General features: G+C 51.2%; 27 protein-coding genes and 1 tRNA gene. 9 read left to right on the forward strand and 19 right to left on the reverse strand.

All coding sequences use genetic code 11. The features are described from left to right. Positions 1 to 41 precede the first annotated feature (41 nt). The 3 genes from ABD796_RS02965 (at position 42) to ABD796_RS02975 (ending at position 2,735) form a co-directional block, all read left to right on the forward strand. On the forward strand, positions 42 to 1,199 hold the full coding sequence (locus ABD796_RS02965; protein ID WP_344902590.1) for an FAD-dependent oxidoreductase: 1,158 nt from the start codon (positions 42 to 44) through the stop codon (positions 1,197 to 1,199). 135 nt (positions 1,200 to 1,334) lie between these two features. Further along, complete coding sequence (locus ABD796_RS02970; RefSeq protein ID WP_344904181.1) at positions 1,335 to 2,000, forward strand: MBL fold metallo-hydrolase; 666 nt, start codon at positions 1,335 to 1,337, stop codon at positions 1,998 to 2,000. Between the two features lie 54 nt (positions 2,001 to 2,054). Then, a complete protein-coding gene (locus ABD796_RS02975) occupies positions 2,055 to 2,735 on the forward strand; it encodes a TetR/AcrR family transcriptional regulator (protein ID WP_344902593.1) in 681 nt (226 codons plus the stop codon). A 111-nt stretch (positions 2,736 to 2,846) separates the two neighbouring features. On the opposite strand, the gene ABD796_RS02980 is transcribed toward ABD796_RS02975, so the two are convergent. From ABD796_RS02980 to ABD796_RS03000, 5 genes are all read right to left on the reverse strand, one after another. Further along, positions 2,847 to 4,088, reverse strand: coding sequence for an MFS transporter (locus ABD796_RS02980; RefSeq protein WP_344902596.1), 1,242 nt, complete (start codon positions 4,086 to 4,088; stop codon positions 2,847 to 2,849). A 156-nt stretch (positions 4,089 to 4,244) separates the two neighbouring features. Then, complete coding sequence (locus ABD796_RS02985) at positions 4,245 to 4,718, reverse strand: MarR family transcriptional regulator (protein WP_344902599.1); 474 nt, start codon at positions 4,716 to 4,718, stop codon at positions 4,245 to 4,247. Positions 4,719 to 4,848: 130 nt separating this feature from the next. Then, positions 4,849 to 5,529, reverse strand: a complete 681-nt coding sequence (locus tag ABD796_RS02990; protein WP_344902602.1) for a DUF2306 domain-containing protein — start codon at positions 5,527 to 5,529, stop codon at positions 4,849 to 4,851. Continuing rightward, positions 5,526 to 6,371: an SGNH/GDSL hydrolase family protein gene (locus ABD796_RS02995; protein ID WP_344902605.1), complete on the reverse strand. Its 846-nt coding sequence runs from the start codon at positions 6,369 to 6,371 to the stop codon at positions 5,526 to 5,528. The genes ABD796_RS02990 and ABD796_RS02995 overlap by 4 nt, the downstream gene beginning before the upstream one ends. Continuing rightward, positions 6,371 to 6,763 (reverse strand): DUF6220 domain-containing protein, encoded by a 393-nt coding sequence (locus ABD796_RS03000; protein ID WP_344902608.1) that lies wholly within the window; start codon positions 6,761 to 6,763, stop codon positions 6,371 to 6,373. The genes ABD796_RS02995 and ABD796_RS03000 overlap by 1 nt, the downstream gene beginning before the upstream one ends. A gap of 186 nt (positions 6,764 to 6,949) precedes the next feature. On the opposite strand from ABD796_RS03000, the gene ABD796_RS03005 reads away from it, so the two are divergent. Next, positions 6,950 to 7,642, forward strand: coding sequence for a response regulator transcription factor (locus tag ABD796_RS03005; protein WP_344902611.1), 693 nt, complete (start codon positions 6,950 to 6,952; stop codon positions 7,640 to 7,642). Further along, complete coding sequence (locus tag ABD796_RS03010; protein ID WP_344902614.1) at positions 7,639 to 8,943, forward strand: sensor histidine kinase; 1,305 nt, start codon at positions 7,639 to 7,641, stop codon at positions 8,941 to 8,943. The genes ABD796_RS03005 and ABD796_RS03010 overlap by 4 nt, the downstream gene beginning before the upstream one ends. On the opposite strand, the gene ABD796_RS03015 is transcribed toward ABD796_RS03010, so the two are convergent. The 6 genes from ABD796_RS03015 to ABD796_RS03040 all read right to left on the reverse strand — a co-directional run bounded on the left by ABD796_RS03015 (position 8,924) and on the right by ABD796_RS03040 (position 15,951). Further along, the gene (locus ABD796_RS03015) at positions 8,924 to 10,102 is read right to left on the reverse strand and encodes a YhgE/Pip domain-containing protein (protein WP_344902617.1); all 1,179 of its coding nucleotides are present in this window, start codon (positions 10,100 to 10,102) and stop codon (positions 8,924 to 8,926) included. The two genes, ABD796_RS03010 and ABD796_RS03015, sit on opposite strands and share 20 nt — an antisense overlap. An 89-nt stretch (positions 10,103 to 10,191) precedes the next feature. Beyond that, the gene (locus tag ABD796_RS03020; RefSeq protein ID WP_344902620.1) at positions 10,192 to 10,809 is read right to left on the reverse strand and encodes a TetR/AcrR family transcriptional regulator; all 618 of its coding nucleotides are present in this window, start codon (positions 10,807 to 10,809) and stop codon (positions 10,192 to 10,194) included. Positions 10,810 to 11,004: 195 nt separating this feature from the next. Further along, positions 11,005 to 12,096, reverse strand: a complete 1,092-nt coding sequence (locus tag ABD796_RS03025; RefSeq protein ID WP_344902623.1) for an ABC transporter substrate-binding protein — start codon at positions 12,094 to 12,096, stop codon at positions 11,005 to 11,007. 92 nt (positions 12,097 to 12,188) lie between these two features. Continuing rightward, the gene (locus ABD796_RS03030; RefSeq protein ID WP_344902626.1) at positions 12,189 to 13,535 is read right to left on the reverse strand and encodes an AraC family transcriptional regulator; all 1,347 of its coding nucleotides are present in this window, start codon (positions 13,533 to 13,535) and stop codon (positions 12,189 to 12,191) included. A 573-nt stretch (positions 13,536 to 14,108) separates the two neighbouring features. Continuing rightward, entirely contained in the window at positions 14,109 to 14,879 is a 771-nt protein-coding gene (locus tag ABD796_RS03035; protein WP_344902629.1) for an SDR family NAD(P)-dependent oxidoreductase, read from the reverse strand. 28 nt (positions 14,880 to 14,907) lie between these two features. Beyond that, positions 14,908 to 15,951: a 2,3-butanediol dehydrogenase gene (locus ABD796_RS03040; RefSeq protein ID WP_344902632.1), complete on the reverse strand. Its 1,044-nt coding sequence runs from the start codon at positions 15,949 to 15,951 to the stop codon at positions 14,908 to 14,910. 116 nt (positions 15,952 to 16,067) lie between these two features. Between ABD796_RS03040 and ABD796_RS03045 the strand changes: the two genes are divergently transcribed. Continuing rightward, complete coding sequence (locus ABD796_RS03045) at positions 16,068 to 16,985, forward strand: LysR family transcriptional regulator (RefSeq protein ID WP_344902635.1); 918 nt, start codon at positions 16,068 to 16,070, stop codon at positions 16,983 to 16,985. Positions 16,986 to 17,078: 93 nt separating this feature from the next. On the opposite strand, the gene ABD796_RS03050 is transcribed toward ABD796_RS03045, so the two are convergent. The 6 genes from ABD796_RS03050 to ABD796_RS03075 form a co-directional block, all read right to left on the reverse strand. Further along, on the reverse strand, positions 17,079 to 18,338 hold the full coding sequence (locus tag ABD796_RS03050; protein WP_344902638.1) for a TraB/GumN family protein: 1,260 nt from the start codon (positions 18,336 to 18,338) through the stop codon (positions 17,079 to 17,081). Positions 18,339 to 18,345: 7 nt separating this feature from the next. Further along, on the reverse strand, positions 18,346 to 19,134 hold the full coding sequence (locus tag ABD796_RS03055; RefSeq protein ID WP_344904184.1) for a MerR family transcriptional regulator: 789 nt from the start codon (positions 19,132 to 19,134) through the stop codon (positions 18,346 to 18,348). 569 nt (positions 19,135 to 19,703) lie between these two features. Continuing rightward, positions 19,704 to 19,787 (reverse strand) — tRNA-Leu (locus ABD796_RS03060). Positions 19,788 to 19,922: 135 nt separating this feature from the next. Further along, positions 19,923 to 20,132 (reverse strand): hypothetical protein, encoded by a 210-nt coding sequence (locus ABD796_RS03065; RefSeq protein WP_344904187.1) that lies wholly within the window; start codon positions 20,130 to 20,132, stop codon positions 19,923 to 19,925. A gap of 95 nt (positions 20,133 to 20,227) precedes the next feature. Then, positions 20,228 to 20,554: a hypothetical protein gene (locus ABD796_RS03070; RefSeq protein WP_344902641.1), complete on the reverse strand. Its 327-nt coding sequence runs from the start codon at positions 20,552 to 20,554 to the stop codon at positions 20,228 to 20,230. 78 nt (positions 20,555 to 20,632) lie between these two features. Continuing rightward, positions 20,633 to 21,202: a xanthine phosphoribosyltransferase gene (locus tag ABD796_RS03075; RefSeq protein ID WP_344902644.1), complete on the reverse strand. Its 570-nt coding sequence runs from the start codon at positions 21,200 to 21,202 to the stop codon at positions 20,633 to 20,635. Between the two features lie 200 nt (positions 21,203 to 21,402). Between ABD796_RS03075 and ABD796_RS03080 the strand changes: the two genes are divergently transcribed. Both ABD796_RS03080 and ABD796_RS03085 read left to right on the forward strand, forming a co-directional pair. After that, positions 21,403 to 22,143, forward strand: coding sequence for a DUF4309 domain-containing protein (locus tag ABD796_RS03080; RefSeq protein ID WP_344902647.1), 741 nt, complete (start codon positions 21,403 to 21,405; stop codon positions 22,141 to 22,143). A gap of 141 nt (positions 22,144 to 22,284) precedes the next feature. Beyond that, positions 22,285 to 23,325 carry a YkvI family membrane protein gene (locus ABD796_RS03085; protein ID WP_344902650.1) on the forward strand — a complete coding sequence of 347 codons (1,041 nt, stop codon included), beginning with the start codon at positions 22,285 to 22,287 and terminating at the stop codon, positions 23,323 to 23,325. Here ABD796_RS03085 and ABD796_RS03090 read toward each other — a convergent pair. Then, positions 23,257 to 23,682, reverse strand: a complete 426-nt coding sequence (locus ABD796_RS03090; protein WP_344902653.1) for a hypothetical protein — start codon at positions 23,680 to 23,682, stop codon at positions 23,257 to 23,259. The two genes, ABD796_RS03085 and ABD796_RS03090, sit on opposite strands and share 69 nt — an antisense overlap. 34 nt (positions 23,683 to 23,716) lie before the next feature. Beyond that, positions 23,717 to 23,998, reverse strand: coding sequence for a hypothetical protein (locus ABD796_RS03095; protein WP_344902656.1), 282 nt, complete (start codon positions 23,996 to 23,998; stop codon positions 23,717 to 23,719). 256 nt (positions 23,999 to 24,254) lie between these two features. Here ABD796_RS03095 and ABD796_RS03100 point away from each other — a divergent pair, with 256 nt between their 5' ends. Continuing rightward, positions 24,255 to 25,256, forward strand: coding sequence for an EamA family transporter (locus ABD796_RS03100; RefSeq protein ID WP_344902659.1), 1,002 nt, complete (start codon positions 24,255 to 24,257; stop codon positions 25,254 to 25,256). Positions 25,257 to 25,285 lie beyond the last annotated feature (29 nt).

Consider the following 25,285-nt stretch of genomic DNA (forward strand, 5'->3'; position numbering starts at 1 on the left):
TAGAGAAAATAAGAACAAACCAACTTTGGGAGTGATGACATATGAACCATTCGAAACGAATTGCTATTATCGGTGCAGGACCCGGCGGGCTTACGCTTGCCCGCGTGCTGCAAACGGCTGGCTACAACCCCGTTGTGTATGAAGGCGAAGCTTCCCGTTATGAGCGTCAGCAGGGAGGAACGCTCGATCTCGAGACGGATTCCGGTCAAAAAGCGCTGCAAGCCGCCGGTCTGCTCGAATCGTTTTACAAAGTATGCCGGTTTGAGGGACAGAGCGGCAAAATCGTTGACAAGAGCGGCAAGGTCTATCAAGACAACACGGCGGATGAAGTCCCCGATACAGATCATTATTCGCGGCCCGAGATCGACCGCACCGTTCTCCGCGACTTATTGCTCGATTCATTGCGGCCGGATACCATTCAATGGGGATACAAATGTCTGAATGCGACCCCTGTCGGTGATCGTCAATATAAACTTCATTTCGAAAACGGGAAGACGGATGTCGTTGACCTTGTCGTGGCGGCAGACGGGGCGTTCTCCCGCATTCGGCCATTGGTGAGCGAGGCAAAGGCACAGTATTCCGGTGTCAGTATGATCGAACTGAACATTTTGGATGCGGCGAATCAATCCCCCGAGCTTGCCGCTTTTAACGGTCCGGGTACCGTTTATGCGTTGGATGACCATAAAGGAATTATGGCGCAGATGAATGGAGACGGACGGATTCGCGTGTACTTGGGCTTTCAAGCGGAACGCGACTTTTTGGAGAGCGTGGATATCCCCTACGGCGAGCCGGAGAAGGCAAAGCCTAAACTGTTAGCCCTGTTTGCGGAATGGTCGGAAGAGCTGCAAAAGTACATTACTTGCGCCAATGGTGTCATCACGCCAAGGCGAATTTATATGTTACCCGTACCGCATACATGGGAAAGCAGAGCGGGCGTTACTCTGATCGGAGACGCCGCGCATCTCATGTCGCCGTTTGCCGGAGCCGGCGCGAACTTGGCGATGCTGGACGGCGCCGAGCTTGCGCTATCCATTATAAACCATGACGATCTCGATACGGCTGTGCGGCAGTATGAATTGAAGATGTTCGAATACGCCGGAGCCGTCGCAGCGGAAACCAAGGCGAACATGGAGCTCTTCTTTTCAGACAACGCCGCGGCTAAGCTGGGCGAGCTGATGAATTCCTATGTAAGCCAATAATCGTTCATCACTTTTATACGAATAGGAGGGAAGCTGGCAGCATGTCGTGCGAAATCGTTGCGGTTGCCGCCAGCGAAACTAATGACCATGAACACAAAATTGACGACGCTCGACTTGAGTCTGAATGTGCCCGGGATGCCCGGCGGAGGCGTATGGACCATTACGCCGACATTGATCTCATCAGGGGATGCCCATTACCTGGTTGATACGGGAATGCCGGGGATGATGGAAGCTTTGACGGCACAGTTGTCGTCTGCGGGCGTTTCGCTGGAGATGTTGAGCGGCGTTATTATCACCCATCAAGACATCGATCATATCGGCAATCTCCCGCAAATCCTGGAAATAAATCCGGGAATCGAAGTATTTGCTCATCCTGACGATGCGCCTTATATTGTCGGAGAGCTTCCGCTTCTCAAATCTCTGCCCAAGATGCTCGAAGCGTTTGGGGCCAGCTTTTCAAGAAACGGCATTCGCATCGATCATCCAGTTGCTGACGGCGAAACCTTGCATACCGCAGGAACATTCCTAGTGATCCATACGCCGGGGCATACTCCCGGTCACATCAGTCTTTATCATCCAGACAGCAAGACGCTGATCGCTGGCGATGCGCTGGTCGTTCGGGGCGGTCAGTTGCAAGGACCGAATGAAGCGCAAACGCCCGATTTGCCGGAAGCCTACCGTTCGTTGAAGAAGTTGACCGGATTTGATATCCGGAAGATTATTTGTTACCACGGCGGCATATTTGAAACGGATGCCAATCCATGCATTTCCACGCTCGCTTCGCGTGGAGAGAAAGACTAAAATGGTTGCCGCCTGTAATTTTACTAATAACCGCAATCATGGTATAAGAAAAGTATGAACAATACCAATCGAACCATTGTCAGCCGCCGTGCTCGACCCGCGAAGGAGCCGCTCAGTCAGGAAGTCATTGTAGAACAAGCATTTCTTTTGTTAAGAGAGGAGGGAATCTCGGGTCTTACCATGCGTAAGGTGGCTAAAGCTCTGGACACCGGGGCGTCGTCGCTTTATGTCTATGTCAAGGATTTGCAGGAATTGAGCTCCTATGTGCTGGACTATAGCCTGGCCAATGTCCAATTGCCCGATTCGAATGATGGAACATGGAAGAGCAACCTGTTTGCCGCACTCCTATCTTACCAGCAAGTGCTTTATAAGGACCCCGGTATAGCCGAGCTTGCCTTGACCACGATGCCCTTGGGTCCCCATTCGCTGGCCCTATCGGAATATTTGCTGAAGCAGTTGACGGCCAGCGGCATCCAGCCCGCATCGGCAGCTTGGGGGATGGATTTGTTATTGATGTACGCCGCCTCTTCGGCTTTTGAACATGTCTCGTGGTCCAAAAACGAGAAACGGTCGTTTACGTTGATGAAGGAAGCTTATTTATCCGCCGATGCTTCGCGGTTTCCGTTCATCCATTCGCATAAGAACGTATTGTTTTCCGGCGATGTTTCGAAGAACGAACGTTTTTTTTGGGGCTTGGAAGTTATTTTGCAGGGAGCATTAAAGCTGGATCATTGAATGGAACAACAAGCCGAAAGAGACATGCCCATAACTCCGCATATTTGCAGAGCAGGGTATAGTCCATTTCGGCTCTTGTGGTTTTGAGAACCACTCACTCGATTTCTTCATTCAGTAAGCCCTGCTTACTTGCTTCCCCTTATACAAAACGGGTATTGCGGCCGCTATAAGAATCATCCCCATAAAAGCGGGTGCGGCATGACCAAGCGATACATAGATTTGACCTCCAATGATAGGCCCGATCATTCTTGCCAAAGCCTGAATCGATTGGCTGCCTCCTTGAATCCTTCCTTGTTCGCTCGAATCGACAGACTTGGAGAGCATCCCGTTGAATGAAGGCCCAAAGATCGAATCGCCAAAAGCGAATATAAACATGCCGGCGATAAGAAAAGGATAGAAGGAGAACAAAGCCGATGCCGCAATAAGGCTGTAGCCTATAATCTCCGAAACCATTCCAATCGTAGCGATCTGTTTATCATTAAGTTTTTTCAAAAGCTTGGGCATGATCAAGCCTTGTGAAATGATGTCCAGAAAGCCCATGATGGAAAACATAAGTCCGATTATTGCAGGCTTCCAACTGAAAGTGTCCATTGTGAATTGCGAGAAAACGGCCTGTAAAGATCCGTTCGGTACCCAAAGCAAGAAGGCTGAGATAAGCAGCCATTTCAAGTTTTTCATGGAAAGCAGGTTTGCAAGCTGTGTAAATGGATTCAGTCTTATAAATGTAATCTCTTTCAGTCTATTATGCTTCTTAAGGCTCTCCGGCATAAAAAAGAATCCATAAACCACATTCAATAAAGTGATGATTGCTCCAAAATACATCGGTACGGAATAACCAAACTTGGCAAGCAATCCGCCTACTGTTGGGCCAATGACGCTGCCTACCCCTACAACCGCACTCAACCATCCAAAATATTTGGTTCTCTGTTCCGGAGGAATGATGTCTGCAAAATAGGCGAAAATCGTGCCAATACTCCCGCCCGTTATCCCCTCAATGATACGCCCGACGAAGAGTACCCATAAAGCTCCTCCTATACCAAAGACGAAGTACCCGATTGCGGAACCCAAAAGGCATACTAAGAGCAATGGACGACGGCCGTATTTGTCGCTCAAAGCTCCAAGTACGGGGGCCGCAAAAAACACGCAGAATGCATAAACGGAAGTCAGCAGCGTAACCACGATAGCTTGTTCTCCCGGATTGCTTGTATAAGGCTGCACTAAGAAGGGAACGACAGGTGTTATGATACTGAAACCTATTCCGCAAAGAAACACAGAGATAAGACCGAATAGTAAAGCGTGCTTATTTACGGTTTGGTCTGTGTTCTGTTCATTGTGTGATCCAAATTTGGACATGAAATTCCCCTCTCTAGGTTGTATTTTAGCTTCCTTGGAAGCAAAAACATCGTATCATAATTTTGCTTCCTCGGCAACAAAAATGATGGCAAATAAAAAAGCAGCCCGGTCTCAAAAGATCCCGGCTGCATGTAGTTTGGTTTTCAATATTCACATTTATTCCGACTTTATATCTATCCCCTGTTTCTTTATTTCCGCATCCAAATGCCTGCTATACTTTTCAATGAAGGTAAGCATACTGTCAAATTGCTTCTCGGTTACCTGCTCAAATATGGCTTTATCCCGCTCTTGAAACTCTTGGTGCAGGTCCTCATGGATGTTAAAAACGACTTTCCCTTGCTCCGTAAGCCTAAAATAAATTTCTTTTTTGTTATCCGGCTTCTGGTAGCTTTCGATAAGGTCTTTTTTTAAGAGCTTCTTCGTTATTTTACTTATGGCACCCGTAGTCATATAAAGGGACTCCGCAAGTTTTGTCACGTTGGAATCTACATTCTTTTCAATATATTCGATGCAATGTACTTCAGAAGACTTATGACCCTTAAGGCTGTCTTCCATCTTGAACTTATTAAGCCAAGTCAATTTGTTAAATAAGTCCCTGAAATTCATTAGGACCTGTTCTTCTTTGTTCATGGCCTGTCCTCCCCCACCCGGCTCTCTTTTTTCACGTATCGCTCCATTCCGGTTCACTTAAATCAACGTTCTGTATTCGTATTTTAACACAGAAAACGAATCTGTTCCTTGGAAAGGGGGAACACCGTGACTAAAAATGAGCATCACAATTGGGGCGACTGTCATCGGAGCTACGACGATTGATGAGAATCCATTCTGTAATCGCGAAATTGACGATCAACCCAATCCAAATATTGACTTCGAGCACCTGCTCCAGGATCGCCGGAACCCCTTGGAACGGCTCATTCCGATGACCCGCGATATACACCAATATGCAGATCGGCGTTACAAGACGCGCACTGGCCGCGACCAGGGTCAAGGCATAGTTGCGGGTCATCCACACGCCGTGAGCGTCGAATTGCTTGCTCCGGGCGGCCGAATATCCTTTCCATCCGGTAAACAGCCACAACGCCACCAAAGTCAAAAAGGCCATTTGGCGAACATAACTTTCCGTGTACATGCCGACGACGAGCCCGGTAACGCTGCCGACGGCCACGAATCCGAGATAAAACCGTCCGACCATGCGGTGCACGTGCGGCCGTTTGGCCCGCAGCCTGGGAAGAAATTGCAGCCATCCGACCAGCAGGGCCAGTAGAGACGCAAAAATATGGACGAGCAGCAATGGGTAATGCAGGCGGAACGAATCGTCGATCGCGACCCGGCTTTGCTCGGGATCGAATAATAAGTACGGGTACACGGCAAATCCGGCGGCGATACACGTAAGCGCGACGATACCTTTCCAGCCGGTGTGGACTTTGCGCTCCCCCGTCATCTGGAATCCCCGCTCTCTTTGCCAAGGCTTTCGACAACCCAGCGCACGATCGCTTTGTGACCTTCGATCGTAGGGTGCACTCCGTCTATGCCCAAGTATGTCGCCTGCGCCGGCAGCCCGAAGCCCGCTTGCGTATCGACGACCGGGTCGGCCATGCCGCGGATCAAGTCGCCAACAGCGAGAATATCTTCGTTTCTCCAACTAAGCTGCCCCATCTGGAAATGCGTAAACGCGGCGACCCGTTCTTCGTCGAAAGTCGGCGGCGTTATCCATACCCAGTTGGATTTGGAGCGCGCTGCGACAATCCGCCGCATCTCATGCAAATTCTTGGCGGTCTCCTCCAAGCTCACCAGGGGCTTCGCAGAGGCAGGACCTACTCGCATCGTATCGTTAGCCCCGATCATGCACAAAATCCAATCCGGCTGTTTGGCCGCGATTCCGTTGATTCGGCCAACAACCTGGGTCGACGTATTTCCGGCTACCCCTTCGTTGACCAGGCGAATCCCGTCCTGCGGCCTTTGCAGTTCGAGCAGGTTTCGAAGAATTTCGAACCACGAAAGCAGGTCGTCCGTCGTGCTTTCGCCCAAGCCGACCACGGTTTCCCCTGCCTTGAACGGCAAGCGATCAATCCACGAGGCAAAATCGGGGGATTGCAGCAGTTGCTCCGCTGCTTCTTTCGCTTGTTGCTTCAATAGGCTTTTGACGAGCAGGTACGTCTCGATGTCCATGCCGTAAATCGCCGCCAACACCTTGTCGTCCAAATTGCGCGCGAACGCCAATACTTTCTCGGGATGCTGCGATTGCACCAGCTTCGCCAATCGTCCATCTATTCGCGTATTCATCATTCAACACTCCTTTTAAATTTGACACCTGAATTTCTTCCGGCTTTGTTTTGGACCGTTTTGACCGAACCCCAGAACAACAGCATGGCGACTACCGGGTGCAGCGCAGCAATTACGCCAGCGGATGAGAAAACTTGAATAGACAGAAACTGGAACACCACGAGCGCAAACAGTCCCAGACTCACCCACCGTTTCATCCCTTTGATTCCGCTGACGAAAGTCAGCAGGAACATGAGCAGGGGGGCCAGGGCGAACCGTTTGACGAACGAACTGTGTATCTCCCAATTCGAAGCATCCGAGAACGTGGCCAGTCCGGCGATAAACACTTGCGCCACGATGCAGGCCAAAAAGGCCCATGCCAACAATTTGAACATGAATCCACCGACTTGCATGCACGTTTCCTCCCTCAAACAGCGATATGGCTAACAATAACCTCCGACTATCACAAAACACAGAGGGAAAAAGTCACAAAACGCTCAACATCGGGTTTCAATCCGCTCAATCGGGCCACGGACCAGAGCGGATATGCTACAATGGGGGCAATTCGGAGTCATTTGCACGAATTTGGAGGAACCGACATGAAGATGAAACGCACCGTATTGATCGTCGACGACGACCAAGACATCGTGGAGTTAATGAGGGATTATCTCGAAGACGAGCAGTTCGAAGTGTTGGAGGCGTATAACGCCGAACATGCGATGGAAACATTAAAGCGCAGCCAGGCCGACTGCATTTTGTTGGACGTGATGATGCCCGGCCAGAGCGGGCTGGAGCTTTGCAGACATATTCGGAAAACGCAAGATACGCCGATCTTATTCCTAAGCGCGCGCGGCGAGGACATGGACAAGATCAGAGGGCTCAGCCTGGGCGGCGACGACTATATCGTGAAATCCGCATCGCCCGAGGAAGTCGTCGCCCGCATTAAAGCCGTGCTGCGCCGCTATGGCAAGCATGAAAAGGATGTCCGCCTAGAGTTGGACTTTGGCCGTCTCGTCTTGGACATCATGGCGCATGAAGCAAGAATCGATGGAGTTCCAGTGCAGATGACGCCCAAAGAGTTCGATATTCTCTGCTTGTTCGCGGAATACCCTCGCCAAGTGTTCACGTACGAGCAATTGCTGCAGCGTTTCTGGGAAGGGATCGGAGACAAGCATTCCGTAACCGTTCATATGGGGAGAATACGCGAAAAAATCGAAGAAGACCCGAGAAAGCCGGCATATATCGTCAACGTTTGGGGCGTCGGTTACCGTTTCGAAGGGGTGCGGCGATGAAACGGCTTCGCATACGTCAATGGATGGTGATCGGGATGCTGATCGTGCTCATCGTTCCGCGGGTGTTTTACGAAATCCCGGGTTTGTTCGATCGGTATGTATGGGACAATGCCAAGTATTCACGGCAGCAGACGGCCATGAACGACTTGGTGCGCGCAGTCGGCGAATCCGACGTCGCCCGCTGGAGCGATCCGGACTGGCAGGCAGGGATCGAACAAACGATCGCCGCGGCGCAGTCGGGAATCGTCTTGCTCGATGCGCTGGGCCGCGAAATTTATCGGTTCAACTCATCGGGATCGGAATCGGGCGTTGGGCAGGAACTAAGCGTTATGGAACAAGGGCACTTGCTGGGGAGAGCCCTTTTCTACTCCCCCAAGCAAACGAGCGAATGGGCGACGGCGTTTACCATTCTCGCAGGAATGTTCGCCATTTTGTTCATCGGTTTTCAAATCGGCCGCGTCGTCGTGAAGCCATTGGAAGCGATGAGCGCTGCGGCCAGGCGAATCGCCGGCGGCGATTTGGATTTTCAACTTCCCGAATCTACGGTTATGGAGGTAGCGGACGTGCGTGCCGCTTTTCAAGCGATGGGCAAGGGGCTCCGGGAATCGCTCATCCGCCAGTCCGAACTGGAAGAAGAACGACGGTTCTTCATCAGTTCGATTGCGCATGACCTAAGGACCCCCTTATTCGCGTTGCGGGGTTTTTTGGCGAGGCTGGAGCGCGGCGGCAACCCGGAGAAGACCGCGAGATATGCCGCGATTTGCAGCAAAAAAGCCGAACAATTGGAACGTCTCGTGTCCGATCTTTTTTCTTACGGCCAGTTGTCGTCCTTGGAACAATTGTTGCGGCCGAAGCCGCTGGATATCGGCTCTTTGTTCGAGGATATCACGGTGGATTATGTACCCCAGGCTAGGGAAAAAGGCATCGAACTGACGTACGAGGCCCCGGCGGAGAGCCGCGTGCTTCAGGGCGACGCCCATCTGCTGCGGCGCGCGATTGGAAATTTGATCGAGAATGCCCTTCGCTGTACGCCGACAAACGGCACCATTTCGGTCCGTTTGCACTTGGAGAACATGCGAGCCTGCTTTACCGTCGAAGATAGCGGGCCAGGCATTCCGGAGCAACACCTGCCCCATCTTTTCGATGCATTCTACCGGGGCGACGATTCGAGAAACCCAGACAACGGCGGCACCGGACTTGGGCTTACGATCGCACGCAGAATTATAAGAGCGCACAACGGCAACCTCGCGGGCGGGAATCGGAGCCATGGGGGGGCCGTCTTTACGGGCTGGATCGAATAAGCTCCTCATTCGTTTTTCCGGAAGGTTTCAGTGCAGATGCAAGCAGCACGAGAATGCTTCCTATCCCGATCCACATCAGGACGTTCGTCGGATGATTCAGCTTTAACCCTTCGCCGAAGTAAAACAACTCGCGCAGTCCATCCACCAGGAAGCGCATGGGCAACCAAGACATCACCCAATCCCGATAGAACGGCGAAAGCAATTCGGGCGCGAAGCTAAGAAGAGGAGCGCCGAAAAATAAGAATAGGACAAAAATCGCCATTCCTCCAAAACCAATCCAAGAGAAGACCGCGGAGATCATGAGGAAGAAGGCAAAATAAGCAATAGACAAGAAAAGAGCGATATCCATGAAGTCTGGAATGCTCATACCCCATCTCTCGACAAACCAGGTGAAGCCGAATCCCGCTACGAGAGCCAACAATGCGCCCCAAATCACTTGAACGCCATTTGCTTGAAGTTTTTCTTTGCGATTAGCGAATATCGTTTTATTTTTAGCCAACAGGAAAATTGCGCCAGCGATAAGACTGCCCATCCATAAAGGCTGGAACAAAGTTACGGGAGCATTGCCGTTCGCGCTATTCGTGCCGATTGCATTCACCGGACTGACCTTGCTGACGATAGGCGAAGCCCATGCAGCCGCTTGTTTCGTTGTAACGGTTCCGCCTTTCTGATCGAATGCGGCAATCAATTGTGCACGCATTTTCTCGTTCAAGCCACTGACCATTTGAGTGAGGATTTGTTGAGCCATGTTGGCGGCAGTCACATTCATGCCTTGATTGACATAGATCCGGATTTCAGGAGAAACCGGGTTCGGCGAGGCTAGAGATGCTTGGTTCGTACTAAAATCCTTGGGAATTACCAGTGCGGCATAATACTCTTGATGATGAAGCCCTGTCTTGGCCTCCTCTTCACTCCCCACTTCTATCCATTTAATCGGCGGTTGCTCGGAAATTGCGGCAGTTGCCGATTTTATGTTGTTCGCAATCACATTCCCCATATTTTCTCCGGAACTCGATCCTGCATCCTCATTCACAATGGCGACTGGAAGGTTTTTTGCAGTCGGACTTATGATAGGAATGGCGGTTAAGCTAAAAACGAAAACAATCGCAAGTACGATTAAAGGCAATGCAATAATTAGCTTGTTCTTGAATAGGCTCATTGGTATTCCACCTAACTCCCTAAATTTTATTCATTGATTGAACGTACGGTGAATGAAAGAAGAAAAAAAAAGACGTTCCAATCATCTCTTTACGAATTTTTCCACAAACCGATGGTGAAGTCCACTACCCTCTCGAAATAAAGATCCACATCCGGCTCGTTCACGATTTGTATGCCTGTTATTCGAGATAGTCCAATTTGCATGACCATGGCCAGAAATTGCCGCGTGGCGAGCGTTACATCCAGATTGGTGTTTATCTCCCCATTCAGCCGCCGCCGATCCAAAAAATGGGTGAAAATAGAGAATTGCTCCTCTAGCCAAGATGAGAATCGTTGTGACTCATCCAATTCTAGTACGTCATTTCCTTTAAATAAGATCTTCATGAGGTCGAGATCGGCAATAAACAATTCGAATAGCTTTCTTGTGAAAGTAAGCAAAGCCTCGCGCAAATCGAGATGCTCAACGATCAGGTTTGTTTGCCCCATCGCTTCCCTGCGACGATCGAAGCTTTCCCGAATCAAGACAGCCAAGATTTCTCTCTTGCCGCCCGGGAAATAATGATAAAGAATGCCATCCCCCATGTGAATGGTACGATTGATCAACCTTACTGGAGTCGCATGGAATCCCTTCTCGGCGAACAAGGATTTAGCGGTTTCTAGAAGCTTCTCCCTCGTTTCGGCAGCTTGTTCGCTTCTTTTACTAGACAATGCCCCTCCTCCTTCAACGATCGTATAACCAAATTATATATACGGGAAAAGATGCTGTCAAACGCTTGCTTCCGACGGGCATTTGACTGCTATGGAGGAAAAGGAAAAGCTGAAAAGATCGCCTGACCACCCGAGGACTGCATGACCCCGGTGGAGGACGATCTTTTCAGCATATAGGCAAGAAAACCATTTCGATCATTTAAGTGCGGTTAACGTTTTAACAATATCATCGATCTTCAGCCCGTCGGCAATCGGACCATTCAGCGCCCAATGGCGAGCGGATACCTTGAATGCATGCCCCTTCACGACCGCGGGTATCGCCTTCCATACATTCATTTGCTCCACCTCAGAAGCTTTAGCGACAGCCTGTTGAAAATCTGATTCAGAGTTCATTGATCCTCCGTAGTCCAAGAACAAGTAATCTGCTTTCAACTCCGGGAGTTTCTCTAGCGATAACATCGTGCCGCCCCATGTGTCCGAACTATTTTTCTCAATTTCCAGAAGCGCAGGGTCTGGCTTCAGGCCCAAATCGCTATAGAGTACCGATGTCCACACCCACTTCGGGAAATATAATTCAACTTGCTTCGTTGTCGGACGAATGAAAGCGACCGTTTTGCCTTCGCCAACAGCTTGCACGATGGAATCCCTTGCCCGCTTTACTTTGTCCTGATACGCCTGAACAATCGTATTCGCCTGTTTTTCTTTGCCCAGTGCTTTGCCAATATCAACAATCACGGCCTGCCAATTATCTCGAACCAAGCCAATCGTTGGTGCGATCTTGCTAAGCTTCTCATAGCCTGCTTTATCGGTCATATAAGTATTGAGAATAATGAGGTCCGGATCAGCTGCGGCTACGGCCTCCACATTAATTGTGAAGGAGTTGTTAATCGGAATCCCCTTCTGCTTGATCTGGGCATCCAAATAATAGCCTTCCGTACTAAATGCCTGAACAAGCGGCGTATCGAGCGAAAGCAATATATCCTCCATCCCGATCGAAACGATGCGCTTCGGGTTTGCCGGAACCGTCGTTTCGCCGTAATCATGCTTGATTGTGACGGGCGTCTGCTGGCTGCTGCTCGCTGGTTCTTTTGTCTTCTCCGTGGCATTTTGAGTCGAAGTTTGTCCCGTCGCTGACGGAACGGTTCCTGAAGCTTCGTTCTTCCCGCAGGCGCTAAGGAAAAGCAGCAGCGATAGAATGGCAAGTATAGGTACTGCGGTAAAGAGGCTGCGCTTTTCCTTTCGCATCCCTTTATGTGAATCTTCGACACTTGGTTTGTCATGCTCCATACTTCGTTTCCCCCTGTAAATAATAATCATTATCACTCTTTCGAGTATAACGATCAGCCCTTAATCTGTATATCCACGATCATGCGGCATGTTTATGAATTTGTGCACAATATCAAATGAGATGCCATCTCCAACTGCCGTTGCCGATAAAGCGCTGAATTTTCGAACCAAGGATAAACCCATGCCCGATGTCCCTGCTGCATATGAACGTTGTTCTCCCGAACTTGTCGAAGCCTCGTCCACCGATTGTCCTTTTGCAGCGTCTTCCAGTACGATTGCGAGTGGGAATCTCCGTTTACGCTGACAATGAACCGACAATCGTCATCGCATTCGCATAAACGATCAAGCTCGACAGGCGAGTACCAGTCGACTTCTTCTGCCAATGAAGACGGCGCCAGACCAAGATCATCATAGAGCACAGTCATTGCCTTGCGCCCCCATATATGCAGTTCGTTCCCTGCCACCTTCAGCACCAGCACTTTTTCCCCTCTGATGGTGCTGCGGACTTGCTCCCGGATAGACTTCGCTCTCTGTTCGTAATGTTCCAGCCAAGAAGCTGCGTCTTCGGAAATTTCCAAAAAGTCGGCTGTCATCCTAAATTGCTGTCTCCAGCATCCCATCATGGGAAGCAGCAGTACAGGCGCAATTTCACCAAGACGAACGGCTTCATCCGGCGGAACCGAGTTTTCCAGTCCGATGATATAATCAGGTTTCGCCTTCCATAACGCATGCCGATTGAAGTCGTAATGATGTCCAAGCGGCACCTCGATGTCGCCGATAAATTTGCGGCTGAACTCATCCGTCCAATAATGATCAAGCGGAGCAGCATGCGGTACAACCTGAAGCGGCAGCAATTGTCCAAGTACCAGCCAACTATAGGCTGCCACTTTGCGTTTTCGGTTGCGAAGATAGACAGCTGGTGCAATGCCGACTTCCTTTTTGAATACCGTCCGAAAATAGGGTTCGCTTCGGAAGCCAACCCGCCCGGCAATTTCGCCTACCGGCAAATCGCTCTCCCGCATTAATTTTTTGGCATGCAGGAGCCGTATCTCCGTGAGATACTCGACAATACTTTTTCCGTATCGTTCCTTGAACCCGCGCATCAGGTGGTATCGACTCACTCCCGACAACGCAGCCAACTCGTCAACCGAAAGACCTTCTCCATAACGGTGATCGATCTCTTTTTTTGCAAGTTCAGGCGCTTCCGTATCCCGATGCTCCTGTTTTTCGATCAGCAGCGCCAGCAATTCGTACAAGCCGGCTTGAGCTCGCATTCGGTCAGCCGCTGTGGATTGTTCCCAGTAAAGCTGAATCATATCGCCTATGCGAACGGACGCAGAAATCAGATATTCCAGCGTACCGGATTTCTTGATTGCCAATGGATCCTGGTTCGCTTCCCCATTTGGAAATCGTCCTAGCTCGAATTCGAGAAAATGCATGCTCTGTTCCTCTTTCGAAGGTCCGCCCGTCTCTACCCATTGTCCCGGATGGCACACGATCACAGTGCCGGAAACGGAATGAATCGGAACGCCGTCTACAATGACCCGGCAAGGGCACGCGCAAATTACAAGCCTCCAACGTTCCAGTTGGTCCTTGCGAAACAACCATTTCTGACCACTGTACCTCACTTTCTCCACATGAATGAGCTCGATCCTTGTACTATTCAAAAAGCTCCAGTCCCTTTTATCTGGTATCTCTGTATCGGACGACGTTGTAGTTCCTCCACTCGTGCGGGTAGATTGAAAGTCGCTGATTGGATTTATGCAACATATATACCAATTATAGTTGATAACGATTCTCAATACAATGCATCAGGGAGAAAGTCGCCAGCAGCTATTACGCTCAGGAACATCCAATAATAAAGCACTCATACGAAGCGGATGATCCGCAACATACGAGTGCTTCTCGTTATGACCCATCTACAGAGACAAACTTACAATCGATGGTAACAACCCAATCCTTGGAAAGTTGCCCGCAACCAGGCTCAAAAATCGGTTTAACTGTACGATGAATTATAAAAACTTGCTAAGATCCGGATAGCCTGTCACTGCCCATGCCCCATCGACGATCAGGCTGGCGCCATTTACGTACGAGGCCTCTTCGCTGACGAGAAAGAGCGCCGGTCCTGCCATCTCCGACGGCTGCGCAGCGCGCCGCATCGGAATGCGTTCCATATAAGCCTCGTTAATTGCATCCACACTTGTCAGCCCATTCGTAAGCGGTGTTGCAACCAGCCCGGGCAAAATGGCATTGACCCGAATTTGATGCTGGGCCAACTCCAGCGCAGCATTTTTCGTCAGCATTTCCACGCCTGCTTTTGCAGAAGAATACGCTGCCCCGTAGAACATCGGTACATGTGCGTTCAAAGAAGCGACGTTGACAATCGCTCCGCCTCCATGGTCCTTCATATATTTGGCTTCATGCTTGACGGACAAAAATACGCCCTTCAGGCATAGATCAACAGTAAAATCCCAGTCTGCTTCCGATTGGTCTACGATCATGCCTGGTTTCGAAGCGCCAGCCACATTGAATGCAAAGTCCAGTCCCCCGAAAGCATCCACGGTTTGCGCCACCAGCGCCTCTATATCCGCTTCCTTTGTCACATTTGTTACACGCCCAATAACGCTGCCCGCATGCAGCTTCTCCAGCTCGGCCAGCTTGTCCTTGTTCAGATCGGCGATAGCCACCTTGGCTCCGTCTTGCAGAAGCGCCTCAACGATTGCATAACCAATCCCCGATGCTCCGCCAGTTACGATTGCTGTTTTTCCCGAGAACCGTCCCATACAATCCCATCCTCTCTTGGTTTATGTTTTAGTCTTGCGACGGTCTTACGAGTATTTTGGCTTGTTTGACATCCTGTATAAGCTGTTCAAAGCCTTCCTCAACGATTTGGTTAAGGCCGATTTTTTTCGTTATGACAGACTTCACATCAAGCCTGCCTGCCGCAACCATACCGATCACTTCCGGAAAAACGTGACGATAAGCGAGCGTTGCGGTTACATCCGCAGCCTTGAACATGATCTGGCCCATATCGATGCTGACCGGCTTCATAAATACAGCCAATGTCATCACTTGACCGCCTTGCCGCAAGGAAGCGACTGCATTCGTCATCGTCGCCTGCGCCCCCGCGCACTCATAAGCGACATTGACCCCGCCATTGGAGAGTGCGATAATTTTCCCAGCAATATTTTCTTCATTTCCGTTTATGACAGCCGTAGCGCCAAGCTCCTTGGCCTTCTGAAGCCGCTCATCGGACAGATCGACGACGATCAGCTTCATTGCACCCGCCGCCTTGGCAGCTAGCAAGGTAAGCAGCCCGATTGGCCCGGCGCCAAAGATGGCAACCGAATCGCCTGCCTTCAGCTTGCTTTCCCGTACTGCGTAGAACGACACGGCTGCCGGCTCGATCAGCGCCCCTTCCTCAAACGACACTTCATCCGGCAAGCGATGGAGCATATATTCATCTACAACGACATATTCGGCAAAGCCGCCATCGCGGTGCAAGCCGACAAAGCCGACTTTCATGCACTGGTTATAATCCCCCCTGCTGCAAGCATAACAGTCGCCGCAATACAGCAATGGCTCAATCGCCACACGGTCGCCTGCCGCATACTTCGTAACGCCGTCGCCTACTTCTACAATGGTGCCTGAGAACTCGTGCCCCAATGCAAATGGCGGCTGCTGACCGCCTAATGGATGCGCTTCCAACGCGAGACCATGCAGATAGGCATGCAGATCGCTTCCACAGATTCCCGCCCATTCCACCTTCACCTTGACTTGCTTTGCCCCGGCCGATGGCTCCTGCCGCTGTTCTACCCGTAAATCCTTTGCACTGTACAAAACGGCTGCTTGCATGTCCTCATCTCCTTTGGCTAGCTTTAACTCCAGTATAACAAGTTGCTTTGTTCACTTAAAGTTATTATATTTTAATTATCGTTAACTAATACTTAAGTTTAAAAGAGGGATTCAACATGAACATTGAGCAGCTTGCCTATATTGTAGAAGTGGCGCAAACCCAGTCCTTGGCCGAGGCTGCCAAGACATTGAACGTCAGCCAGTCGGCACTTAGCCAGGCCATTTCTCGGCTGGAAGCCGAGCTGCAGATAAAGCTGTTTTACCGTGACCGCACAGGGGCAAGAACAACGCGCGAGGGCGATATTATTGTGGAAAAGGCGCAGCTCGCTCTGCAGGCCATTCAGGGGATTAAAGAAGAAGCGCATAATTTGCTTCACCATACGGCCGATTTGCTCCAGATTTCTATGATCCCCGGCCTTACAGGTCCGCTGATGGAAACCTATCTCGACTTTAAGCGGACTCACTCCAGCCTGAAAATTGAAGTGACCGAGCAGGGCAGCAAGGACATTATCGATAGCATTCGCGAAGGGCGGCTGGACACAGGGTTCATTGCCATTTATAAACGCAATATCGGGCTGATCGACGGTTTGCATTTTACTCCTGTGCTGGAAGGAAGGCTGATGGTGTTCGCCCCGAAGGAGCTGCCGCTGCGGGATGAGTCACAGCGCCTATCCATCGATCTTTTAAAGCAACAGAGATTCGTATTGTATAAGGACGAGTATGTACAGGCATTCATGACCGATTTTCAGCGGCTGCATGGCCCTGTCGAGCTGTTTCTACAGACGACCAATATGCAGGTGATTTCGCGCTCCGTTATGGAACTGAACGCCGTCACCATCGGACACGATGTTTCGGCCATGTTTGATACCCAAGACGATGCAGCCTATCTTCAAGCGATCCCGATTGACTTTGTCGATGCCGGGTTTCGCTTCGGATGGGTTCGGCTGAGCGGCAACAAGCTATCTCAGGAGGCAGAGCGCTTCATCCTGCAGCTAAGCGACCGGCTCAAGCAGCAGCGCTCCCCGCTTCTGTAAGCGACCCAATAAACCAGAATCCCGCTGCGCTGAATGTGTTTAAGGGCTAACCTCACGGTTAGCCCTGCAGTGTGAATGATGATGATCTACACGCTACTGCTTTTCCACCTTGAAGCCTTGCTTCTCCAACATTGTAACCAGACCAGAGTCGCCCGCAAAATGTGAAGCTCCAAGTGCAATCATATACGTTTCTTTTTTATCACTGTTCAGATAGCCTTTAATCTTCTCAGCCATGGCTAAATTGCGGTCAGTCTGCATCCCTTTGAAATAGTCATCATCCCAGCGAAGCGCATCGACAAATTTAACCAAGTTTTTTTCATCGCCAGTTTTCCATACTTTCAGAATATCATCCATCGACATTTCCGTAGCTGAAGAAGGCAAAGAATTTGGATCCAAAAATTGGAGGAGCAGCTTTTCCTGTAGAGAGTCGGAGAAGTTGTTGAAAACCTGGTACTGGGATTCAAAAGTCTCTAGCCCAATAATTGGCTTTTTCGTATTGATGGCTTTTCCCATGAAATACATGTCAATACCCATACCCTCGTTTAAATCTTGTTTTGCCGCCAGAATGGTCCCCATCTGTTGCTGAGCGTACCACGCCTTGATGTTATCGAAGCTATTTTCCGGTAGTCCATTTTCTTTCAGGAATGCTGTAACTTTGTTATATGTTTCTGCAGAGATATGATCCTTCAGTGTGGTTCCATCTTTATATTCACTCACATCAGTTATCAATTTAGTTAATTCGTCGGGAACGATCTTTGTAAAGTCGATCTCTACGCCCAAGTAGTCAGCAGCATTGAACGCATTCTCAATCTCAGGACGCAACGGGTATATGGTCTTGTCGACGGTGTGGATTGTACCAAGCATATACACGGTGTTGCCTTTATTCTCTATCTTCCACAGAAAGCCTTTGCTGTCTTCGGATTGCTTTCCAGAGGTAAGGCTAACCTGGCGCAGCGACGAATTCCAGGCCACTTGATAGCCTACCGTTTCAGCGACAAAGCGGAGCGGCACATACGTAACATTCTGGATAAGCTTTGGTTCTACTTCCAGAGTGACGGCTTGGCCGTTTGCATCTGCACGCTTGCTGCCAATTTTCAGGGACAAGGAGAGACCTTCTTTCGAACCGCTTACGGTACCGGTCGATTCATCCCATTCCACTTGGATGCCCAGCTTCTCCAGAAGGGGACGCATGGGGACGAGCGTCACCCCGTTTTCGATGATCGGTAAGGCATTGCTGAACTGGAATTGCTCGCCATTTAGCTCTACAGATACGGATTGCTCCGATGCGTGAACGGAAGAGAATGCAGAAGTAAGCAAGAATAGGGAAAGTAATATAGCGCTAATTTTTTTCATGGGTAAATCACTCCTTTGGTTGGTTCTCCTCCCACATACGACGGAACAGATGCCACATCGCTTCCGAGAAGTAGTTCGTAAAGCTCGGCTCGAAGTTCGGGAAAAGTTGCGGATCCATTTCCCCTAGCATTTTCCCCGTCTCGCTCGTCCCCAGTTCCTCCAAAGATTGTCCAAGCATCTGCTCGAAAATCAGCTTTAGAGCAAGCGTGCGCTCCTGTACAAGCGGATCTTCCGGCGGCAGCCCTTGCTTGTACATGGAGAGCAGATCATTATACGCTATCATGAGCTCACGTTCTACCTCAATCCGTTCTTCCACGCTTGATTCACTCATTAATATCGATTGTACGAGTTCATCCGGCAGATGATCGGAGAGCCACCGCTTCTGCTCCTCCTCATACTGGATGGAACGAATCATCTGCATAATAAGATCTGGATCAATCGCATCATTGTCTTTAACAATCACTCTTGCCCGTTCAACCGTATCCAGAACGCGCTGGATATGCTGCTGCTTCTGCAGCAGCAGCTCGTATTGCAGATCCAGAGAAGCATTAAAATCCTTGCCGTCCTTCTCCAAATACTTGCCGATTTCATCCAAGGAATAATCCAAATATTTCAAGGTCAATATTTGATGAAGTCGGAACAAATCCTCATCGGAATAGGAACGATGTCCCTTTTCATTGTAGCTGCTTGGCTTGAGCAGCCCCTTGCGCTCATAAAAGCGCAGCGTTCCTTCCGTCGTCGAGGTCAATTTTGAAAATGAACCTATGGTATAGTACGTCTTACTTATCCTGCTCAGCTCCCTTCTATCAGCAGAATAGCACCTGAAGTAACTTCAGGCGCAAGTATTTTTTTTGTTCTGATCCATATAGAGATCCATAATCGATAGACTCATCCAAAGGGTCATAATATCCCGATTTCCATACTGTATCCAGATAATTGCAGATATATCCGGAGCCCGGGGCACATAATTTGGATCGGATTTTTTCATGCCCCAATATGGTAGACATCGAAAAAGCCCTAGTACAAAGTCTCGGGAAGGCCCGATCCCTCGAATTGCAAGGGATCGAACCTTCCCGAAAAAACAGGATTAGCTCTGACTTTGTACCAGTAGTAACGACTTTTCATCATTATCGCCTGGTCTTCGTAACATAGTTGCTTAACAGAACCTAAACTGCAGCAGCAAAAATTTAGCTGGTTTTCATCCATTTGTTTAGCTTCTGTTTAAATTGGGCTACTAGCGCCCAAAAGCTCTCATGATCTTTTTGTCGGCACAGGTCATGAGCAACACTTTGCAAATCCAAACAAACAAAAAGCTCCTGAATTGTCACAAGGACAAATTCAAGAGCCTGTTCTTTGTTAAGGTGATGCGGTCGAGAGGACTCGAACCTCCACGGCTGTTACACCACTAGAACCTGAATCTAGCGCGTCTGCCAATTCCGCCACGACCGCATGTCTTCTGCCCTGCTGGAGAGCGTCAACGAAATTTATATTAACACGTCCGGCCTGAAATCGTCAAGCGTAAATTTGCCAATTAAACCCCGAGCAAAACCGGGCCTTCTGCGTGCGGAAAGCCCGGCCATCGTGTCACTCCGGCTCCGGTCTCTTCTCCTTGGCCGGCTGAATCAGATAATCCCGGGAAAGCTTGACGACTTTCCGGTTCGGTCTGCGGATCACGACGTGATCGTCGTCCCAAGCGACCACAAGGCCGCGAACATCGTTAACAGGATCGGCATCCCGTACAACGCGGACCTTCAAGCCCTCTACGCGAAAGGCGTCCAACTGTTCATCCGTCATGCGCGACAAAACGGCACACCTCCTTTTCCTAGAAAAAAAGACCCCAATGCTTGACACATTCGGGTCCATCTGTTCATGCTATGTTCGACGGCCGATCAGCCGACATGCTCCTTGGAATCGTTTTTCTCGTACCATTCGTCCAGTACTTTGCCCGACATGACCCGACGCTCGATATATTCGGCTTGCTGGACCGAAAACATCGGCTTCCAGTCGATATCCAGCTCGTTGCACAGCTTTACGATCGTAAGCAGCTCCGACCAAGCCACGTAGCGTTTGTACCAAAAAAATTGAGGATGTTCGATCATATAGGGATACAGATCGTCAAACTCGGTATGTTTGCAGTCGAGAGCGCGTTCGAAATGTACTTTGGATTCCGTTAATTTGGCCATCAAAAATTCGCTTGTCATTTGCTCTTTCCCCATATTATACCCTCCTCCCTTTGACCTTCATCCATTATAACGAAAAAAACGCTCGGAGGGAAGGCTCCAATTCCTCACAGCCTATTCAAATTCTACTTTGCCGCCATCCAGCGATTTGATCTGCACGATCGATTCGAAGCGAATGCCCTGCTCGCGGATCGTGCGGGCTCCGGCCTGAAAGCTTTTCTCCACCACGACGCCGACTCCGGTCAAATACGCCCCGGCGCGCTCGAGAATACGGATCAGCCCGCGCGCCGCGTCGCCGTTGGCAATAATATCGTCGATCAGCACGACACGGTCTTGGTCGCCCAGTACGCTCTTCGACACCAGAATATCGGTGACGATCCCTTTCGTGAACGAAGGCACCCGCTCGGACCAGACGTCCCCGTCGGTGGTGAGCGTTTTTTTGCGTCTGGCAAAAACAAGCGGTACGCCGAGCTCCAGAGCGGTTGCGAACGCTACGGCAATGCCGGACGATTCTATGGTCAACACCTTCGTCACCTCTTCCTCGCGGAAGCGGCGGGCGAATTCTTTCCCGATCTGCATAATGAGCGCCGGATCGACCTGATGATTGAGCAGCGCGTCCAATTGAAGCGTTTGATTTGACATAACGATGCCGTGCTGCGTAATGAGTTGCTTCAAGATGTCCATGTTCGTCCTCCGATACGAAATAAGGTTTGAAAATAACGTACCATAACAGAGTTCGCACATTCAAGCGAACGACCGCCCTAGGAAGCGATTTCAATAAATAAATAGCAAACATTGCCGCCAAACATGCAACCTTTCCTTATCCGCAAGCGTCCTTATTAGTAACAATAAAACTTTGAGCACGGGGAAAGGAAGAATTTGCGATGAAACTTCGTCGGAACTTCCGGTTGTGGGGTGTCGCCATCTTGATGGGTGCCGTATGCGCCGGTTGCAACACTACGAAAGCCGTTTCGGAAAATCCGCTCTCGCTGGCGGTGGCCTCCGCATCGGAGAAAGGCGCTGCGGTAACCGAACAAAACCGCGCCCCGGCGACCGGTCAGCAGCCTGCCGACGTGCAGCAGACGGTGGAAAACGCCGTTTTACCCGACCAGACCCCTCAAGTCACGCAAAATCCTGAGCCCCCGCAGCAGCAGCCGTCCTCGTCGGACAAAAAAGTGCAAACTTCGGAAACGAAACCGAAGGATAACAAAGCGGAAGCGCCGGCTATCGAGCCGTACGACGTGAAGAAGCCTTCGCTGATGGGCATTCGTCTGACGGATACGCGCAAGGCTGTCGTGCAAAAGTTCAATAAACCGAACAGCGAATTCGAAATGGATGACGAAACCGACCCGATCGCCGTATACGAATACGACGGCTTTATCGTAGGTTTCAACAGCGCCGATACGGTCGAGTTTGTGGAGATTACGTCCAAGGACGTCAATCCCGGTCTTAATGGCCTCCGTCTCGGGCAAAAGGTCAAGGATGCGGAAGCTGCCCTCGGCAAGCCGGATACGAATACGAACTATGCGCTCCATTACAAGGCGGGCAAAACCGTGCTAAAGCTCGATATCGATCCGAAATCGGAAGCGATCCAGTCGATCAAGCTGTTTGCCGGCCGCTCCTGATCCTCAAACCTTGACTCAACCAAGCCTCTCCTACGCAGGAGGGGCTTTTTGAATTCGCCCGCGGATTGGGTTGTCATGCCGCTCTACCCTCGCACATACCCTTGTACTATAGGCTTTTGTGGACAAAGGGGGCGAACAAGCGTGAAGGCGTGGGGAAAAACGTTACAGATTGCCATGACGTACGCGGGAACGATCGTAGGCGCCGGTTTTGCGACCGGGCAGGAAATCTTGCAATTTTTTACCCGTTACGGAGCGCTCGCCACGGCCACGATCGCTATCGCCGGTCTGCTGTTCGTCTGGCTGGGCACCCGGATGATGCTGCTGGCCAGCACGATTCGGGCGAGCTCGTACGAGGATTTGAACACCTACCTGTTCGGGGCGAGAATCGGGGAATGGTTTAGCCTGTTCACCTTGGTCATGCTGTTCGGCATCACGACCGTCATGCTCGCCGGGGGGGGCTCGGTATTCCACGAGCATTTCCGGCTGTCCTACCAGACCGGCCTGCTGCTCACCTTGCTGTTCGCATATATCGTCATTGCCCGCGGATTGGGAGCGATCGTCATCGTCAATACGATCGTCGTCCCGTTCATGGTGCTGTTCTGCATCCTGGTCGTCTTCGCGACGATCGGCAAGCCGAATGCAGGTAACTGGCTGACGCTAGGCAGCAACCGCCCTGCGCTGCAAGGCTGGACGGCGCCTTTCTTGTATGTATCCTATAACCTGATCACGGCGCAGGCGGTGCTCGTTCCGCTGGGAGCCTCCATTCGCGATCGGAGCACGATCGTGCGCGGCGGCGTGATCGGCGGAACGCTGGTTACCGCAATGCTGCTTGCCGGCCATTTCGCCATGTCGTCGCAAATGCCCGGCATTACCCAATTTGAAATTCCGATGAGTCAGTTGATCGCCCGTCTCGGACAAAGCGTGCAGCTGTTGTTCGTCGGCGTCATCTTCGGGGAAATCTTCACGACCTACATCGCCAACATATACGGACTCTCGCTGCAAATCCGCCAAAGAACCGGCTGGCCGGCCAAGCCGATCATTATCGCGATCCTGCTTGGCACATACCTGGTCGGCCAAATCGGCTTCAGCACGCTGCTGTCCACCTTGTATCCGCTATTTGGCTTGCTTGGCCTTATCTGGTTTGTGCGGATCATGGCCGTTTCCAGCGGCTCCGCCCGTTAACCGCAGCACAAGCGCGAGCCGGACGAGCGTGAACAGCATGCCCATAAACGAAAAAATCGTACCGCACAGCAAATAGGCGTAATGGTACATCGGGTACATGTCGCGGTCGCGGGCTACACCGATCAGATCGGTCAGCAAAAATACGATCCCGAACCCGAACAAAAACAGCGCCGCATAATCCGCCAACGTCCAGCGTAAAAACCAGCCCGGCGGCAAAGCCGCTGCCGGCGTCCCGTTCTTCCCGTCCGCCGCGGCGGCTTTGCTGCGGGAGTCGTAGAACGCCCATGCCGTGAATACGGCCGCACCGGTAACGAACAGACCGATTACGCTTGCGAATATCGCCAACGCGATATACATCTATTTCCCTCCTTCCCGACTGAAGCGGTCTCCATCAAAGAGCCGAAAGCATATACACCAGCCACCAGACCAGACCGAACAACGCAACGGGAAGAACGTACAGGACGACGACAAGCGCCCGAACCGGCAAACACGGAGCCTCTCGCCAAATCCAGCCGTCCAGCAAACGCTCGTACTTTTTCCTCTCCATGAACACGAGCGCCGATGCCGAACCCGTCACCTGTCCGTTCTCCCCGACCTGCATCGTGCCTTTCTTCCAGCCTACACGGTAGGTCAGCTCCCGCTTTGCGGCAAGCTTCTGACTCTCCTTGTCCATGGCCACCTCCGATCCGAAGAGCGGACCTAGTACAAAGTCAGACCTTTACAGGATCGGCTCTGACTTTGTACTGGTACAAAGTCAAACCTTCACAGAATCGGCTCTGACTTTGTACTAGCGCCCTTCGCTTTCATAAGCCTATTGTACAATAGACATCCCGCATTGTCTTGCATCGCGGAAAAAGCATTGACTGCAATCGCTTCCAAGGCATATAGTGGGGACAACTTTTCACGCTTTCGGAAGGGGTACATTTCGCATGTGGCTCGCTTACGCCTCGCTGGCCGCCGTCTGCTTCGGCTTTAGAGGAATTTTGTATCAATGGACCTCGCAAAAATCGATTGACCGCAATTTGCTGCTGCTCGGCGTCTACCTGTCAGGCGCTTTCATTTCCGGGGCCGCCGCATTGGCTCTGGATAAAACGTGGAGCGAGGCGGTATGGACCGGTACGGTGATGGGGCTGTTCTCCTTTATCGCCAACGCCGCGATGTACAAAGGCTTTTCGGTAGGCAAAGCGTCGCTCGTCGCCGTATTTACCGCGCTTACTCCTATCATTGTCGTCGTCGTCTCCTACTTCCGCTGGGGCGAGCATCTGAACGTGAAGCAAACGATCGCCTTCGCCGTCATTATGGCCGGTATCGTCATGATCCGCTACTCGAACGATTTGTCGCTGCGCAATTTGCAAGGGGTGCAATGGGCGCTGCTGGCGATGGCGACGTTCGGCATGACCGACCTGGCCTCCAAACAAGCCATGCTGTGGCAAGCGGATACCCTGCCGACGCTGTTCGTCATGTATGTGACGGGGGCGACGCTGTTTCTCGGCCTGTGGACCTCCGGACGGCTGCGCTCACGCGGTACGGCTGTTAGCCTCCGGCGGGAGGAGGCCGTAGCCGCCGAGACGAATCCGGCCGCTGCGGAGGCGCCGGCGGCCGTCCCGGGAGCGCATTACAATACCGAGGGGTCTTCCTTCCCGGTTGCCGCTTCCGTCCCCGCAGCCTTCTCCCAGCCCGCCGCATGGCCGATTCGCCGAACGCTGGCCTGGGGCGCGCTTGTCGGGCTGACGAACATATCCGGCATGATCTTTATTTTGCCGGCCTTTCAGTTGGGCATAACCGGCCTCGTATCTGCCGTTGTGGCCACGAACGTGCTGCTCATCCTGCTCTATGCCCGCCTTTTCCTCAAGGAGCGCTGGTCGCTGCAGGAATCGATCGGCATTTTGTGCGCCTTCGCCGGCGTGCTGGGCCTCAGACTGCTGCAGTAAGCTGCCCGAGTCCGGCCTGCGCAAAGCTC

Source organism: Paenibacillus hodogayensis, from assembly GCF_039536325.1.
GTDB lineage: Bacteria > Bacillota > Bacilli > Paenibacillales > NBRC-103111 > Paenibacillus_AB > Paenibacillus_AB hodogayensis.